Source organism: Paraglaciecola hydrolytica, assembly GCF_001565895.1.
GTDB classification, from domain to species: Bacteria; Pseudomonadota; Gammaproteobacteria; order Enterobacterales; family Alteromonadaceae; genus Paraglaciecola; species Paraglaciecola hydrolytica.
In genome coordinates this window covers 71,289-89,178 of the sequence record NZ_LSNE01000003.1, presented here as the reverse complement: position 1 = coordinate 89,178, position 17,890 = coordinate 71,289, and the positions used below count along the sequence as shown (strand labels likewise).

10 protein-coding genes are annotated in these 17,890 nt (G+C 38.4%); 5 read left to right on the top strand and 5 right to left on the bottom strand.

Going from position 1 to position 17,890, the window contains the following annotated elements:
- Nucleotides 1-11: 11 nt before the first annotated feature.
- From AX660_RS02900 to dptF, 4 genes are read right to left on the bottom strand one after another with little or no spacing between them, the layout of a single operon-like run.
- Entirely contained in the window at nt 12-1,796 is a 1,785-nt protein-coding gene (locus tag AX660_RS02900; RefSeq protein WP_068372296.1) for a DUF262 domain-containing protein, read from the bottom strand.
- Nucleotides 1,797-1,809: 13 nt separating this feature from the next.
- Nucleotides 1,810-6,900 carry a DNA phosphorothioation-dependent restriction protein DptH gene (gene dptH, locus AX660_RS02895; protein ID WP_068372293.1) on the bottom strand — a complete coding sequence of 1,697 codons (5,091 nt, stop codon included), beginning with the start codon at nt 6,898-6,900 and terminating at the stop codon, nt 1,810-1,812.
- On the bottom strand, nt 6,881-8,221 hold the full coding sequence (gene dptG / locus AX660_RS02890; protein ID WP_068372290.1) for a DNA phosphorothioation-dependent restriction protein DptG: 1,341 nt from the start codon (nt 8,219-8,221) through the stop codon (nt 6,881-6,883). The genes dptH and dptG overlap by 20 nt, the downstream gene beginning before the upstream one ends.
- A gap of 2 nt (nt 8,222-8,223) precedes the next feature.
- On the bottom strand, nt 8,224-9,837 hold the full coding sequence (gene dptF / locus AX660_RS02885; protein ID WP_068372287.1) for a DNA phosphorothioation-dependent restriction protein DptF: 1,614 nt from the start codon (nt 9,835-9,837) through the stop codon (nt 8,224-8,226).
- A 191-nt stretch (nt 9,838-10,028) separates the two neighbouring features.
- On the opposite strand from dptF, the gene AX660_RS02880 reads away from it, so the two are divergent.
- From AX660_RS02880 to ung, 5 genes are all read left to right on the top strand, one after another.
- Nucleotides 10,029-10,736, top strand: coding sequence for an NYN domain-containing protein (locus AX660_RS02880; RefSeq protein ID WP_068372284.1), 708 nt, complete (start codon nt 10,029-10,031; stop codon nt 10,734-10,736).
- A 496-nt stretch (nt 10,737-11,232) separates the two neighbouring features.
- Nucleotides 11,233-13,695 (top strand): bifunctional aspartate kinase/homoserine dehydrogenase I, encoded by a 2,463-nt coding sequence (thrA, locus tag AX660_RS02875; RefSeq protein WP_068372281.1) that lies wholly within the window; start codon nt 11,233-11,235, stop codon nt 13,693-13,695.
- Nucleotides 13,696-13,709: 14 nt separating this feature from the next.
- Nucleotides 13,710-14,684, top strand: coding sequence for a homoserine kinase (gene thrB / locus AX660_RS02870; protein ID WP_106404036.1), 975 nt, complete (start codon nt 13,710-13,712; stop codon nt 14,682-14,684).
- 51 nt (nt 14,685-14,735) lie between these two features.
- Nucleotides 14,736-16,019: a threonine synthase gene (gene thrC, locus AX660_RS02865; RefSeq protein WP_068372275.1), complete on the top strand. Its 1,284-nt coding sequence runs from the start codon at nt 14,736-14,738 to the stop codon at nt 16,017-16,019.
- 3 nt (nt 16,020-16,022) lie between these two features.
- Complete coding sequence (ung, locus tag AX660_RS02860) at nt 16,023-16,688, top strand: uracil-DNA glycosylase (RefSeq protein ID WP_068372272.1); 666 nt, start codon at nt 16,023-16,025, stop codon at nt 16,686-16,688.
- A gap of 114 nt (nt 16,689-16,802) precedes the next feature.
- Here ung and AX660_RS02855 read toward each other — a convergent pair whose 3' ends face one another.
- The gene (locus AX660_RS02855; RefSeq protein WP_068372269.1) at nt 16,803-17,867 is read right to left on the bottom strand and encodes a hypothetical protein; all 1,065 of its coding nucleotides are present in this window, start codon (nt 17,865-17,867) and stop codon (nt 16,803-16,805) included.
- Between the last annotated feature and the right edge of the window lie 23 nt (nt 17,868-17,890).

Genomic DNA, 17,890 nt, shown 5'->3' with positions numbered 1-17,890 from the left:
AAATAAAGCTCCTAAAAAGAAAAAGCTCTGACACTTAACTCAATGTACTTATTTCGCAGTAATTCAACTTGCTCATGTGACCATTCATCATGCTCTAAAACAAATTCATGAATACCTATCCCTGAGTTTGTAAAGTTAACTATTTTATCTCTAAATGGACTATCTTTGTTACTGGCATTTGTGTTGATGTCAAGAATAACTAAATTTCCAATTCTATTTTTTACCTCTTCAAGGTCTACGTTACGGTCTACCTCTCTTGCTGAGTATGGGTACAAGTGCTCAATGGAGGTATTTTTAAAATCAAATACGGCAGTTTTATCCTCCATATGCAGTCTTCTTCTTACTCCTAATGCGGGTTCATTAGTGAGCCAATCCCAATTTTCCTGAATTGTAATCATTAGATATTTGAGTGGCCTATTGTCACCTTTTCTACTGTAAGCAAGTGATGCTATACCTGCTGTGAAATATTCATTTTCAGAGTCTTTTGAAGCAATTACATCTCTGAAAGCCTCCTGAATTAATGCAACTGAGAAACGATCTCTTTGTGTATAAATAATCTTCGCTTTGTTTGGATAAAGTGAGGAAAATAATCCAGCATGTAAATTACTTATAACTTTGTACCTTATAAAAAACTTGCATGTTTCTGAAACAACTTTTTGGAATTCCACCTCTGTCGTATATGTTGCAGCCAAAAGCATAGGCATAGAATGAGTGTGCTTAAGTTTTTTTACTAGCCAGTCTAGTTTAGTCTTATGGAATTGGTTTGTGTTGTTTGATGATTCAAATGGCCATTCCGCATCAGATAACAACTTTAATTTTTCACAGGCTTCTTTAATAAATCTAACTTTATTAGCCATGTCTTGAGGTGCAAGGTTACTTGTTAAATAATCTTGCTTATACCTCTCCAAAACTTGGCTATTGGGTATGTGCTCACCAGTTAGCATTGTTACAATCCAACGTAAAAAGTCACTAACACTACTAGCGTCATTTGCAAGAATAGAATCCCAATCATTAGTTATTTGAATGACATGAGCATTATTTTCATCGAAATTACCGATGGTATGTGCTTTTAGTAACTCGCCTTCTGTTAAATTAATTCCTCTATCATTTAAAACCATGAAAAGTTTATAGGCATCATCTACTGTTGTTGAAATAATGTGTATTAGCAAAAAGCTTTCTTCGAATAGCTTAATAATGTTGTCCACAACTTCTAGCGATTCTGTAAGGGTTTTATTTTCAAATAATTTATCGACTAAAAAAGCTTGAAAGCTTTGTCTTGCAGACCATATTAATTTATGTGAATCTCTTGTTCTTGCTATCTCAGCGCCTTGAATGGTAGCTTGAAAAAATACATTGTCGGCATTTCCAATTCTTAACCTAGCGTGAGAAACTTTCTCTCTTTGTACTCTTTCTTCAAATACGAGGTATTTGTGAATATCTGTCAATAAGTCGTCTCGAAATGCTAGATCTTTTTCATCTCCTTCATATGCTAGCAGTATGCTTTTAATGACGGAGAAAAATATGATGATCGTCGAAAGCCTCTGCTGCCCATCAACTAACATATTTTCTATTTTTCTATTTCCGACCCCCTCTTCTTGAGAGCAAACAATTCCGCCAAAAAAGTGTTGTGAAACATTTCCCTCCACAAGGGCAGTTAATGCATTTTCAATATCACCACAAAATTGTTCAATTTGTTCTGATTCCCATGAATAATCTCTTTGATATTTAGGTGTGAAAAAAACATTATTCTCGGCAAATAATTCTCCAAATGACTTGTATTCAGGCCGGACATTCATAATTGCTTCCTTTTTAATTTAATTCCCAAAATGCTTTATCTTTAATTTTTGTTATTTTTTTATCGCCATTCACGTAAAGGCTGTAATGCTTTTCGAGTTCTCGAATTGATTTCATTAATTGCTCTTGTTCTGTTTTGTCATCTTTGTTAAATATCGATTTGATATCTTGATTTTTAATTTGTGAAACTCGGTGCACGATCCAACTCAGAATGTAGGCTGAGTAATCATTTTCGCTAGTTTTGAAATGAGTAATGTCTTGGGTTGAGAGGATGACACCCACACCATATTCACGCCCTTCTTTCAATATCCGGCGAAGGCTAGAGAAGTTTTGTGACATAAAGTTATCAGCTTCATCCACTAAAATGAGTTTAGATACCTGCCTAAAATCGCCCTGAACTTCAGGCTTGCCTTGTTTTTGCATTTGTGAATAAAACAAATCAAGGGTGAGGGCAACAATTAAATTTTGTACTTCGCTGGGGTAGCCTGCTAGTTCGATAACTGTGACGCCATCGATTAACTCGTACAAACTCATCATTTTTTCTGGATCAGTTTCAAATATTTTGAAACGCGCTAACTTTGATAGGGCAGCATAAAGTGAGTCTTCTTCGACCTTTTCTTGTTCTAAAAACAGATCCCAGATGTTTTCAATGGTTGGAGCAGGGCGCTTCCAAGTAGCCGCATTTTCGGGTTTTATGCCTGCCAACTCATAAGCTTCGAGAATAATATTCTCTAATTTAAGCTGTTGTTTTTTGCCTAATCCATAAGCCTTAGACATGGTTTCAGAAAAACCTGCCGCAGTATGAATGGGTAACATAGGCGTATCGCCAAATAGACTTAGTGGATTATATGGCAGCTTAAAGAGTTTAAATTTTTTGGCATTGGTTGCTGTTAAAAACTTCTCATCAACATAGTCTGATTTGTAGTCAAATATTAAAACTCCAATCGGTTTTCCATCAACATTGTTGTGCTGGTTTTGGTACAGTTGAGTAACAACCGACTTTGTACATTGGGTTTTACCCGTACCCATAGTGCCAATAATGCCTGAATTGGTATTCATAAATTTAGCAGTGTTGGTTGGCTCCCACAGCACGTCTTCGTTATTTTGAATATTATTGCCTATGAGTATTTTTAGTGAATCTGTAGAAACGGACTGCTTTTTTTCTGGAGGTTTAACTACATCTACATGAGGAGAGATGGACAAGTCGTTAGCCTGTGGTTCACTCGGAGTATTTGAAGCTTGTTCTTGAGGTGAAATAGATGAATTATACAACTTCGGTGCTTTAAATTGTGCGGGTAAAGCATTGCTTTCTATAAAGTCTTTAAGCGATCCCTTAACTAATGAGGGGAGTAATGCTATGGGTAAATCAATAAGCAGTATTTGCTGCTCTTCGCGATAATCAGGATCAAAAACGCTGTCACTACTTAGGTGACTAATAACAAAGCCTTTCGGGAGTTCACTTACATCATCGATGTGGTATTCCCCCCTTAACCACTCGTTTTTATGCTCAACCTCTTTGTTAAAGTACTTATCGGGGAATACTTTATACAGTTTGTATTTGTCAATTTGAGCCAAAATTTGTTTAAAAAATAATGCTCGATTTAATTTACCCTTTAAGGTGCGGCCCTTAAGCTGTTTATCTAAATGCTGTTTGAGACTTAGGACTTGTTCTTTCGCTTTTTTATAGTCGGGGGTACTACCTGTTTTTACTTCTACTGGGAGCAGAAACATTTTTTGATTTTGTAGTCCGACCATTAATATATCATCCGACATTGCGCCAACATGACCCCCATTAGCAGCAGATAATTCAGTATCGAGAATTTTTAATCCGATATTGCCTGATACTCTTACTAGCTCCCCAACGGATAGAGGTATCCAAGTTATGGTAGGTGATTGCAGCAGAGCTGTGGCTAATTTATAAGCACCTATTTCGCCTTCCATACCCAATTTTGTGGTATCGTTTGACGTCAGCATTTTAAGCAGCCAATCACCATTGAAGGCATTAAAATCACTTATCTGTGTGCCTTTGCCTCGTTCAAGAACCTTAATAAAAAGATCTTTTTGACGGCTTACAGTAATCGCATCAAAACCGGAAGATGAAGTATATTGGTCAGAGTAATGTATAAGTACTTTGTCTTGCGTATTAAAGAAATCCAAGGTTACCTTGGGGTCGATAATGGTTGTCCAAATTGATGAATCACACGTTTGATTTAATAGCGTTTTAAAACTTTCATTTACCGCTAATGCAATGGCATCTTTCCCAGAAAATTGAGAGTTGGCTTCTCTGGCTGGTTTTATTAAAGAGCCAAAGAGTTTAGCCGTTTGTAATAGAGGATTATTGTCATATTTGACGTCTTTTAATCCAAAAGCAGTATGGTAACTTCCGTGCTGACTTTCTGATGACTCGCCACCTAACAAGCCATCAGCTGCAATGCCACTCGGTTTAGAATCTATATTGACTGAAATACAATCAACTTTCTCATCATTGTAAAAGAAGGATATGTGAGCATATTCGTATTTACTGACATTGCCCGTAGTGAATTTGCTGTAGGTTAAACGTGTTCGCAGTAACTCGATAATGCTGTCAGCGCTGTCGGTATACCGTTTAGTCCCAATGCCCAAAAACTCTTTAAGACTGTCGTTGTTGGTGGATTCGGCAAACACATCAAAAGAATTTAATACTAGTTCCTTATCGTATAAGTTGACGTGCACAAACGAGGCGTTATCTAGGTTATCTTTGAAATATCCTACAACGCCTAAAAATAACTCATGACAGATGCCTTGATTGACCGAATTTAAAATTAGTTTTGATTGCTCGTGATTGCTAAATAGGTCTTTATAAGCGGTTTGAAATTCGTTTATTTTTTCTTTAACTAACTTGGTGACAAATTCATACTGGCTTTTTTCATGGGGAATTGCTTCAAGCCAAAACGCGTTTAAGTCGAAAACATTAACGTGAGAAAACTCATTTTCTTTGTCATATAAATAGGGGATCAATCCCCTAGGATTTAACCTATTAAGAGTGACTTTAGGTAAAAATTTGAAACTTGCCTCGCTCTCTTCATTTTCTGCAAATGTAAGATCGTCTTGAAATTGGTTTGTAAGTGACAAGTAGTAAACTAAGACAATTGGGTGAAATGGCGATATCAGTTCACAGTCTTTTTTCTTCACCAATCCAATATTTAAAACCTGTTTAAGCGCTGGTGGCAAAACAGTATCAGGGGCAATGTTATCTAACAGTGCTAAATAGCTGTTAACTAAGTTGCTTACGATAGCTCTAAATATAGGCCCCCATGATAATAACGAGGGTAACGAATTTCGGGCCTTACAAAAATCATATAGTTCACTATAAGCGAGATATAAATTATTGTCTGTGGATTTAATATCCTCAAGACTTAGCGTCGTGCCGTTAACGTCATCAAATGCCAGAATATTTTCGTCAATAAATCGAGCTTCTAAACGCATCAACATTAAACGATCTGTTATCAGCAATACTTCTTTGTTGTCGATTATTACCTTATCTTTATCACGATTAAAAACACCATAATAATCATCATCTAAAATCGCATTTACTCGCTCTTTATCGAATATTAATGGTAGTGATAAGGACGAATCTGCTACTTCGCCTTCGATTATAAAATCAAGGCTATTTTTGTCATTTATGATTGAAAATTCTACATCGTTGGATTTTTCTGACAGCGCTTTAAAATCAATAGCCTTAACGCTTTCCCAAGCAATCTTTTGATTTGCTTCGTTTAACTCTAATGTAGAAAATGCATTGGGGTTAACGGCAAGGTGGCTATCATTTGTTAACAACCTTATAAGTTTTTTGCGAGGGTTGAGAAGAAATATGCTTTTGAATGCATCCACATTAAATTGATTCTCGACCAATATTAGAAAATGTAGTCTATATCTGTCGCTCGATTTATCTCTGTTTTCGGTGCCTATAGTAAAGAAAAGTGGCTCACCGTTGTATGGTGCAATCAGTTTAGTTCGGCTGGTTTTAGCTCCTTTCGAAATAACCTTGTATGTACTCCCTTTGGGTAACAATTTGTTTGGCTGGCTAAGGTGATCGTTTTCTAAATCGCCACCATTCCATATGAGATCTAAGTCAATCTCGTTTACTCCATAGGGCAGTTGAATGATGACATGCCACTCACGCTGTTGTGCAGCGGTACTCCCTTTCTTCTTAGGGAAGATGTTTTGGTTATCAAACTCTATTTTGTCGAGGCTTAGAGTTTGCTTTTGATTACGTTTAATCTCTTCGCGATAATCATCAAACGCAACTTGTTTCCATGATTCAGTATCGCCTTTAGGAAATTTTGATTTTATAAACTTAGTACTAAATTTGTTTGCTAAGCGATCCTCTAATTGATTGGGAAAATTAACTACTTCCCATTCGATTTCTTTGTATAGCTTTTGGTTTTCATCGAGACGTTTTCTTAACTGCTTTGGGCTGTTAGTAAAATCATCTATCACTGGATCCTCTAGAAGAAATAATTCATCAAATTTAATTTTTCTATCATCTTTGATAGCATCAAAAAGTTTTTCAAAGCCAAATAATGTTGCACGCTCTTCTTTGATGGCATCAAATTGGTATTCAAGCAATACTAAAGATAAATCTTTGTCTTTATCTTGTCCTTCTATTAGCTTTTGTAATACCGTCTTAATTTCTTCGTTGTTCCATACATAGCCTTGCTGCGCTAAATCACGAGAACTATTAATAATCGTATCCAACTTGCTGTTATGCAGAATAATTAAACAAGCAGATGTAAGTACACTTTGAGGTTTGGTTACTTCATCTCTAAGGTGAGAAATAAAATTTTCTGTAAATCCATTTTCAGAGGACGAGTGAAGTAGAGGGACCAGTTGCACACCATTAACCGAAATGCATGGTAACTTAATGGGGTGGTCATGAAACTTGGATATAAATTCAATATACGCTCCATTTGAAACTTTGATAAATTCGTTAAAGAGCTTTTCACTGTTTTCAGAATTGGGAGACTTGAATTGATATCTAAATCCCTTCTTTACATTATCTGGTGCCCAGTTTAATAACTCAGCAACAACAAATTCCTCAAATTTACTAGACGGTTTGACGGACATATAAATCATCTCCACTGTCACTCATTCGCTCTACATTCCCTATGCGCTCGTAAAATTCAATTAGTCTTTCTTCACTGGTTTCATCGAAAAAGATGCCCCGAAGCTTTAATTCTTCAATTAAATCGTTAAATCGAAGTTGTTTCTTGTCGCCAATAATCACGTTAGTTAGGAGTAATAAATGGTCTTGGGTTAATACTAGGATACTGCCAATTCGACCTTTAGATTTTACAAAACCTTTGGCTGTATGTTCTCTCATGGCTGAAACAACTTTTTCATTTGCTTGATATCGAGTCGTTAATGGGTCTGCGAAGCTTTTATCGAATTGGGCAAAAGCCAAATCAAAGAGCTGCTCAAAAGCTGAGTCAAGATCGCGAGATTTGATAAAGTCTTTTTTCAAATTGCGTGCAATTATAAATCGTTCACAGTAGCTATCGAATGTATCGATACAAAGCTGTTGTTGCGTCTGATCCAGCTCAGTGAGTTCTTCGAATATTTGCCAAATAGGTTTGCGTGAATTTTTGGCCTGTATAAGCTGTAAAGTAGACAGCATCGGAAATAAATTACCGCTGGCTGCTGCAAAACTCTTCCAACCGCTGTTGATGACTTTCGTTCTCTCTGCACTAACTTTTTCTGTTTCAAGTACAAAGAATAGTGGTTTATTTTGCGGTAACCCGACTCGCCATTCTTTCAAATTCAGTGCAATCTGAGAGGTATATAAAAAACTATATATAGACAATAAACTAGCTATGTTTTCCATCATATACGATGGTTTGCTAGCTATAAATTTAAAGTCATGTACCAATTTTTGTTGTAAAAATGGTAAGTAAGTTAAGGCATGATCACTATAGTTTTTTGCTTTTAACTTTCTCTTTAGAGTTGACGTTATAATTTCACTTATAAAATGATCACTATCTTTACTCGATGCTTTTAGGTCGTCAAAACCCAACAAGGTTAATAAAGATAACGCTACTTTTTTACTAGCGGAGTTAATCTTAGGATGAATTGTTTCATCATTTTGGGTATGAAGTAGTAAATTTGTTGGACTAAGTTTTAGATAGTTTTCTTTTTCAAAAAATGCTTTACGGATTACTGCAAAGTGTTTTTCAGATATTTGCTTTGTTAAAAATACCTCTTTACAGTCACTTTCAAACGCCTCTTTTGAGTATTTCGTCAGTTCTATATTGTAAGCAAAGCCAATAAAGTACCCGGATACGATATCCCAGTTACATTCGTTATAATTCGTTTTTACGGGTAAATATTCACTCGGGATGTTGTCACTAATCTCAGCGTTGAGATTATCGATATTAATGATTGAATCCATTCTTACTGCTCCGTCATTTCGATCATATTGTCGTCACGCTCAGCTTCGTAGATTTCATATTCATCAACAATAATTAGCGTATCTGACTTTGCCATTTCTAACTTAATTTGTTCAACTAACTCATCCAACAAAAGTACACAGCTTTTATCATACTTGTTTGGCCGGTAGCCTAAGTTAAGTCGCTGTAGAAGTTCTAAAAGATTTATATTGACTGGTAACGCTGGTTCAATAGGCTTTTGATTAACTTTAATGAACGCCTTAAACGCCATTAAGTCTTGTGAATCGTATTTTGCAATCAGTGGCCAATCTACAAATAATTTTAAATCAGTAGCAAACAAAATATTGTTTTCTTTGGCGATTAAAAATTGTTTGTTTTTAAGTTGTGGCGCACTTCGATTGATATATCGCCACAAGGCTGAAAAAAGAGTATTTTTGTAGAAATTATTTATAATGTTTTTTTCATTTTCATCTTGTTCATTTGTATAATCTTGATGTGCAACTAAAACGTCCGCATAGTCTGCTATTAATTTATTATTAAATTCGTCTGAGAAATCTGCGTGGTAATTATTTCCAAATTCAGCAAAACGTAGAATGAAAAAAAGTCTTATATAGGATGCTGGTTCTGTTAACTCGCTAATGCCAATTGTTTTCAAATCATTATTGAAGGCATTTAGTCGAGGTTCGTCTAAGTTTAACTTCATGGTTAAAACAAAGTTATCTACATTTTCTGTTCGAAGCAGGGCCGGATCAAAACTTTCGATTCGATCAGATAATTCATTATTTTTACCTAAAAAGAGGTTGTCGAATAAGAAACCCTTGCCAACTAATATTGAATAAATGAAGTCTAATAATGCGCGTGCGGTAAGGAATTGGTCTTTGGCTAACCTAGCTTTCATTAATAATTCAATAATAGAATATTGAACGGATTCAATAGCAAGTAAATTAAAGTTAGTAACTGTTTGACTATCTTGTCCTGATATTCGATTTTCTGACATCAAATCCCAAAATGGATTCGAACGCCCGTCAGAATATTGGCTTGTTAATTTTTTAATAAACCGACTAGCAAAATCAGAATACGGCTTACCATTCTTGAAGCAAAATTTTGCGTACTTATGCTCTTCGAAACTTAAGAAGTTTATGTTGTTGGAGTCTCCACCTTTATTTATATGGCGTTGCATTGCTGCTTTTATTTCATCATGCTCGTTAGAGCCTTCCTTTGCATAGTTGGCCATCATCCCTAAGTTGATACCGACAACTAATGGACGATTTGATGCTTTATATAAGGAAAAAATTTTGTTGAGGGTAGCAATGGCATCAAGTTTTGGATCGAAACTATGAGTTGCATCCAAATGAAAGTCGATATGAGCATATTGGTCGTTTTGGCTAAAGCGAGTCATGATCTCTGACTTGCCATCACCACTGCTGCCACACAAAAATATAATTTTTTGAGCTGATAGTTTATCAATGAGATTGCGAAAGTCTTTTTCGATATCTGTTTCGATATAGAGGTAGTTTTTAAACTTATCTAGATCTAGTGATTTTGAAATGGATCGTTCTGTTGATACTGCGTATGGCGACGACTTTGAAAGGACGCTGAGAGCTTGCCTTAAGTCCATATTTATCTTCCACGTCAACTAGTTACATCAAACTTATCCCATGTTGATAGGCTGAGTAAATAGTTATCCTATAAATAATTTGGTTTCTGTTACTTTTTCTCAATGTTAGATCAAATACCCATGTATTTAATTTCGGGCTGTTAAACCTGATTTTTGCGATTTAGACTGCTCATTTACTAAATGGATTTTAAATGAAAGACAAAGATAATATTGCATTGTTTATTGATGCTGATAATGCTCCAGCCAAAAAGATTGATAAGGTGCTTTCTGAGCTTGCGCGTTATGGGGTTGTTAATATTCGCAAAGCCTATGGAAATTGGAAAAATGCTTGCCTTAAATCTTGGGAAGACATACTTCATGAGTTTGCCATTCAACCTGTTCAACAATTTGATTTAACTAAAGGTAAAAATGCCACTGACATGGCTTTGGTTATCGACGTAATGGATGTGCTTTATACCAAACAAGTCGATATAATCTGTTTGGTTTCTTCAGATTGTGATTTTACTCCTTTAGTAACCCGTGCTTTGGCGGATGGTAAATTTATCATTGGTTTTGGTGAACGTAAAACTCCTATTCCTTTTGTTAATAGTTGTTCGAGGTTTTTGTTTTTTGATGACGAATCCGTTCAAGTTAACAAACCGGAGCCAGCACCGAAGAATATCAAAAGCGATACTCGTTTGATGAATTTATTGCGTCAGGCTGTTGAAGCGGTAGAAGAGGATGATGGTTGGGCAAAGTTGGGCGCAATTGGTACGCATATTTCAAATCATGCTTCATTCGATCAACGAAACTATGGCTTTAAAAAACTCAGCGATTTATTTGCTTCAATCGATTTGTTTGAAATGAAAATATCCAATAGCTCTCAAATGTGGGTTAGAGACAAACGACGCGCTAGGTAGATTAATAGAGATTGTATAAACTGATGGCAATTAGCACTTAATTAGTAATCAACTAAGTGTTTAAGCCCATCATTTTTAAGATTAAAAAAGACATAGTTATATTTTGAATGAATGAAAACGGCTTAAATTCCCAAGTGTTTGAAAAAAATTTTTTTTGGTATCAAACTAAATTTATTTAAGTTAATGATTTTAAAAGAATTCCCAAAGTTGGCGGAATTCCCAAATTAAATGGTAATGATCACATTAATAACCAAACAATTTGGTTTGCCAGTTGACATATAGACGTCTATACGGCAAATTGCGCACATGAAAATAAAAATAACAAGCACCACCGGCACGATGATTATTACCACCCTCTCAGAGGTGGTCGCTGGCTAGTGCACAAGCATTTAACAAAAAAGCCCGCGACCTAAAGCGGGCTTTTTTGTTATTGGACGTTATAAAAGTGAAATCAACAGGCCGGTCGTGCTGTGAGCATGAAATACAGGAGCAATAAATGAAGGTGTTAAAATTTGGTGGTTCGTCTCTGGCAGATGCAGAACGATATTTAATGGTCAAAGATATTAGCATGGCCTGCCATCAAGAAAATGGCGCTGCCGTTGTATTATCTGCTCCTAAAGGCGTAACCAATGCCTTGTCTTTGCTTTGTGATGAAGCTGCACTGGGTAAAGACTATGGTGAGTTGCTGGCTAAGTTGAATATGGTGTTGTTGGGTATAGTGAACGAGCTCAACGAAACATTGCCTAGTTTTAATCAAACTAGGTTGGTGGATTACATTAGTCAGACCATCAACGAATTAAATCAGAACCTTGAAGGTTTTGTCTTATTACAATGCGCTCCAGAATCAGTGGTCGCCAAGATCCTCAGTATTGGTGAATACGTCAGCGTTAATATTTTTAGTGAAATACTCACTGCCTTAGGTCAAGCCAACAGTATTATTGATCCGGTTAATTACATTTTGGCTGAAGGTGATTACCTCGACAGCATTGCCGATGTAGCTGCTAGCAAAACACGTTTTACTGATGTTGATAGTTCAGGTGCAGTGGTGTTAATCATGCCTGGTTTTGTTGCGGTTAATGAAGCCGGCGAAAAAGTTACTCTAGGGCGTAATGGCTCTGATTATTCGGCAGCAATTTTGGCTGCGTGTATTGATGCAGAATGTTGTGAAATCTGGACTGACGTTGACGGTGTATATAATGCTGATCCTAATCAGGTTGAAGGTGCCGTTTTACTGGATAAATTAACCTATCAAGAGGCCATGGAATTATCTTATTTTGGCGCTAAGGTATTGCATCCTAAAACTATCGGCCCTATCGCTCAGCACCATATTCCTTGTTTAATTCGCAATACGCTAAACCCTAGCGCACCAGGCACCCTGATCAGTAACGAGGCCAGTACTTTATGGACCAGCGTTAAAGGTATCTCTCATCTGGATAATATGGCGATGTTTAACGTTGCCGGCCCCGGTATGAAAGGGATGGTGGGTATGGCCAGTCGCGTGTTTGAAGTGATGTCGAACGCCAATATTTCGATTAGTTTGATTACTCAGTCGTCGTCGGAATACAGCATCAGTTTTTGTATCCATAACAAGGATGCAGCTCGTGCATTGAATTTGTTAGAGGATGCTTTTGCTCTGGAATTGACCAACCACTTATTAGACCCCATTGAAGTGCGTCAAGACTTAGCCATTGTAACTTTGGTTGGAGATGGTATGCGTCATACTAAAGGATTAGCGGCCAAGTTTTTCAGTTCACTGGCACAGGCTCGAGTGAATAATGTTGCCATAGCACAGGGCTCGTCTGAGCGTTCTATTTCAACTGTAATCGAAAGTGATAAAGCTAAAAAAGCCGTCAAGATTGTGCATCAAAACTTCTTTTCTAACTTGCATACCATTGATGTGTTTTTGGTGGGGTGTGGCACGGTAGGACGTGAGCTTATTGCCCAAATCGCCAAACAACAATCTGCCTTATTAGGGCGTAAAATCAGCGTCAAGGTATACGGTATTGCCAACAGTAGAAAGTTATTACTACAAGCTGGTGGCATAGATATAAATGCGGATTGGTTTGCAGAGTTAAAGCAAAGTGAAGAGCAATTTTCTTTAGCAGACTTACACCAGTTTGTTCAGGACAACAGTTTAGTTAATCCAGTGATTGTCGACTGTACCAGCAGTGATATAGTGGCTAAGCAATACCCACAAATGATGTTAGATGGTTTCCACGTCGTCACGCCTAACAAAAAAGCCAATACCGATACCACTGAGTTTTATCAGTTATTACGGGATACTGCTCAGCAAACTAACCGTCAGTTTTTATATGAAACCACAGTAGGTGCTGGTTTGCCAGTAATCGATAACTTGCAAAAACTGATCTACGCAGGTGATGAACTGGTGCGTTTTGAAGGTATTTTGTCTGGCTCCTTATCTTTTGTATTTGGCAAGCTAGAAGAAGGCTTGAGCTTGTCTGAAGCCACTGAAATCGCCAAGAAAAACGGTTTTACCGAACCAGATCCACGTGATGATTTAAGTGGTACTGACGTAGCGCGTAAGTTATTGATTATGGCTCGTGAGGCGGATCTAACTTTAGAGTTGAGCGACATCAAAATAGAACCGGTATTACCTAACTTTTTTGATGCAAGTGGCTCAGTCGATGACTTTATGGCGCGTTTACCTGAACTTGATGCTTATTATGCTGACAAAGTGCAAGCGGCTAAACAGGAAGGTAAGGTACTACGTTATGTGGGCTCAATCAGCAAAGGTAATTGTGTGGTTTCAATCGAAGCGGTTAATGCTGCTCACCCTTTGTATATGATTAAAGATGGTGAAAACGCTTTAGCTATTCATAGCCATTATTATCAGCCGATTCCTTTTGTGATTAGAGGTTATGGTGCCGGTGCGGCGGTGACAGCGGCGGGGGTATTTGCTGATGTGCTACGTACTATGCCATGGAAACAAAATTTTTAATGGACACTCAATACATGCAAAAGAAATCTCTAAGCGCTTATGCTCCTGCATCAATTGGTAATGTGAGTCTGGGTTTTGATTTACTCGGCGCCGCTTTAAAGCCTATTGATGGCAGTCTCTTAGGTGACGAAGTTGAAGTATGCCAAGCTGATAGCTTTAGTTTGCAAATTAAAGGGCGTTTTGCCGACAAACTGCCAGCGGATCCGGCCAGTAACATAGTGACGCAATGTTACCATCATTACTTGAGTTGCTTAGCGAATAAAGGCATAGCAAGTGATTCGCTGCCAGCAGTAGCGATGACCTTACATAAACACTTGCCTATTGGTAGTGGTTTAGGTTCCAGTGCTAGCTCCATCGTGGCTGCTTTTCATGTCTTGAATCAGTTTTATACGGCTCTTGTGGGTAAGAAACTGTTTGACGATAATGAACTGTTATTGATGATGGGGGAGCTCGAAGGGCAAATTAGCGGCAGTGTACACTATGATAACGTAGCGCCCTGTTTTATGGGCGGGCTGACACTGATGGCAGAACATGGCGCACAAGTCGCCTTACCTTTACCGATATTTAAACATTGGTATTGGGTATCTTGTTATTCAGGGATCAGTGTTTCTACGGCAGCGGCACGAGCTATTTTACCTAAGCAAGTGCCTATGGGTACCACCATTCAATTTGGTCGTCAGTTGGCGGTATTTATCGATGCGCTTTATCGCCAAGATGAAAAGCTGGCTGCAGCCATGATGACCGATGTGGTTGCCGAACCTTATCGTAAATCATTATTGCCATTTTTTGATGAATCCCGCGAATTTGCTATACAAAACGGTGCTTTGGCTTTTGGTATTTCTGGCTCAGGCCCATCGGTATTTGCAGTCTGTGATTCGTTAGAGCAAGCTAAAGTGATTAACCAATGGCTAGCAGAAAATTATATTCAGAATGACACTGGCTTTAGTCATATTTGCCAGTTAGACCAGCAAGGTGCAGTAGTTTATTAAGCAGTGCTTTTCAGCCAGCATTGCTAACTCATTTATATAAGGTATTAAACATTGGAACTCGTAAATTTAAAAGATGCTTCAGACAAAGCCAGTTTTGCTGAGGCAGTTAAAAAAGGCTTAGGTAAAAACCAAGGCTTATTTTTTCCAACAAACTTAGCTAAATTTGATGATATCGACGCCATTCTGGCTTTGCCTTTTGTTGAACGAAGCGTTGAGATTTTAACTAAACTCATCGGAGATGAACTACCTAAAGCCACTATTGCTGGCATAGTTGAGCGCGCGTTTGCGTTTCCAGCACCCTTGACAAAAGTCACTGACAATATCTACAGCCTTGAGTTGTATCACGGGCCAACGTTAGCGTTTAAAGACTTTGGCGGCCGTTTTATGGCTCAGTGTTTGGCTGAAATAGCCAAAGGCGAAAAAATCACTATTTTAACGGCAACGTCAGGCGATACCGGCGCGGCAGTGGCCCATGCTTTTCATGGTATGGACAACATCGATGTGGTGATTTTGTTTCCTAAAGGTAAAATCAGTTTATTGCAGGAAAAACTGTTTACTACACTAGGCGATAATATTCATACCGTGGCGATTGATGCGGACTTTGATGCCTGTCAGCAGTTAGTTAAAAGCGCCTTTGATGATCAGGAAGTACGTGTTGGCCTGCATTTAAACTCGGCTAACTCAATTAACATCAGCCGTTTAGTGGCACAGGTGTGTTATTACTTTGAAGCGGTTGCTCAGCTTAGTAGCAAAGAGCGCGAAGACTTAGTCATTTCGGTGCCTAGTGGTAATTTTGGTAACTTAACGGCCGGCATGATTGCCAAAGTAATGGGTTTGCCAATCAAACACTTTATTGCAGCGACTAATCTTAATGATACCGTGCCTCGTTATTTAAAAACCGGTGAATGGGCGCCAAAAGCCACTATCGCTACTTTGTCGAACGCTATGGATGTGAGTCAGCCAAATAACTGGCCACGTATCGAAGCCATTATCGAGCAAGGTTATTTGGATAAGTCGGTATTGTCAGGCGATACCATCGACGAAGAATATACTCAGGTTGCTATGCGCCAGTTGGCTCAACTTGGTTATGTCAGCGAACCCCATGCAGCTATTGCCTATAAGGCTTTGGTTAGACAATTAGAGCCAGGGCAAACTGGTATATTTTTGGGTACAGCTCATCCGGCTAAATTCCGTGAAACCGTGGAAAATGTCCTTGGTCAACCTATTAGCTTGCCACAAGCCCTAGCAGAGTGTGCCAGCAAAGAAGCTTACTCAGTAGATTTGCCTAACGATTATGCAGCGCTGAAGGCTCACTTGTTTAGTTTATTAGGTTAATAGATGGCAGCTGAGACATGGTCAGATGTACTGGAGCTAGAATACAAACAGCCGTATTTTCAGCACATCATGTCCCATGTAGCAGCAGAGCGTGCGGCTGGTAAGATTATTTATCCGCCGCAAGCCGATGTTTTTAATGCTTTTAAGTTAACAGAACTCAAGCAAGTTAAAGTGGTTATCCTCGGGCAAGATCCTTATCACGGCCCTAATCAAGCTCACGGCCTGTGTTTTTCAGTACTACCTGAAGTCAAAACTCCCCCTTCGTTAGTGAATATCTATAAAGAACTGGCAAGTGATATTGCTGGCTTTTCGATCCCTAAACAGGGGTATTTGCAATCTTGGGCAGAGCAGGGGGTATTACTCCTAAATACTGTACTGACAGTTGAACAAGGAAAGGCCCATTCCCACGCAAAAATCGGCTGGGAAAGGTTTACCGATAAAGTTATTGAACAACTTAGTCAGCATACTCAGGGAACGGTATTTTTACTCTGGGGCAGCCATGCTCAACGTAAAGGTGTAGTTATTGATCAAACCAAACATCACGTATTACATGCTCCACATCCTTCGCCACTATCTGCCCATCGCGGATTTTTAGGCTGTAAACACTTCTCTCAAACTAATCAATTGTTGTTACAACAGCAAAAGTCAGCCATTCATTGGCAACTTTGATCGTTGTTAGCGTTAGGTGTTAAGACTAATAAATGAGTAAGGAGGCGTAACTCAGCACCACCTGAAGCAAGCTCTTATCTGGGATATGCTTCACCTCGTTTGTGGATATAGCATTTAGCGAGTTTGTTTGACTAATTCATTTTTCAGCAGATCTTCGGTCAAGGAATTGAGCAATGTTGAGGGTGAATTGACAATTGATTTACGTTTTTCATCTTCCACTAGTTTTTCTTCGAGGCTAGCAAAAAAGGCTTCTTTGAGTTTTTCAAGTTGCTCAATCAGGTGCTTTTTTTGCTTGTTATCCAGTTTGTCATTGTTGGCAACTTCTTGCATTTGTGCTTCAATTTCTTTGAGCTTTTCTCGATCGAGGCCTAGGCGGGCGTCAATAATTGACTGCATTAAATCGAGTAAACGCTGGCTTTTTTGTTGTTCTGTCAGTGGCGTTTTTGTGCCGGATTTTGATGGCGTGGATGATGATTCTGCTGAGGTCTCAGAGGACTTGTTGTTTGTTGTTGATAACGCCGCTGCTTGGGGCGCTTGACCTGATAAAGCCTGTTCAAAACGATTATAGAAGTTATTTAACATGCTGTTGTGTTCAGTCCAGCCTTCGCGCTGTACCCTGAAATCTAAACCTGCCCTTAACTCAGAAAATAAAGCATCTATGCCAGTACGACTCCATTGTTGTTGAGGCGACATGTTTTCTGCCTTATTTTGCCCTTCAATTTGAATACCAAATACGGTTAGATGCATAGTTAATTGCAGGTGCATAACAGCGGATTCACTCATGTCCGCCGTGGCTTTGTCCCAAGCTGTTTTGATATGAGTAGGAGCGTTAACGGGTGGGAATACCATGTTTCTGCCGATACCCACCTCAACAATGCCGTCATTGTTGAGGTCAACCCGGTTTGAATGATCGGGTTGACGGAGTAGGTTGGTCGCACCTTCTTCTGATAGTTCAGACACTTTTATGTCATGGGCAAGGCTGTTGGCCTTTTGCAGCAGAGATAATTCGTCTTTTGTCATCTGGCTTAGAATTTCTTTGCTCGAGCGTTGAAGTTGAACCGCTTCGTTTTGCGCTTTATTGAGCAAGTCTTGAAAATCACTGATTTCATTTTGCTTAAGCTCACGTCGATTTAAATAATCAAGGGACTTAGGGCTAAGTTCAATAGTAGGTGCGAGCATCAGGAATTATTCCTACAAAGTAG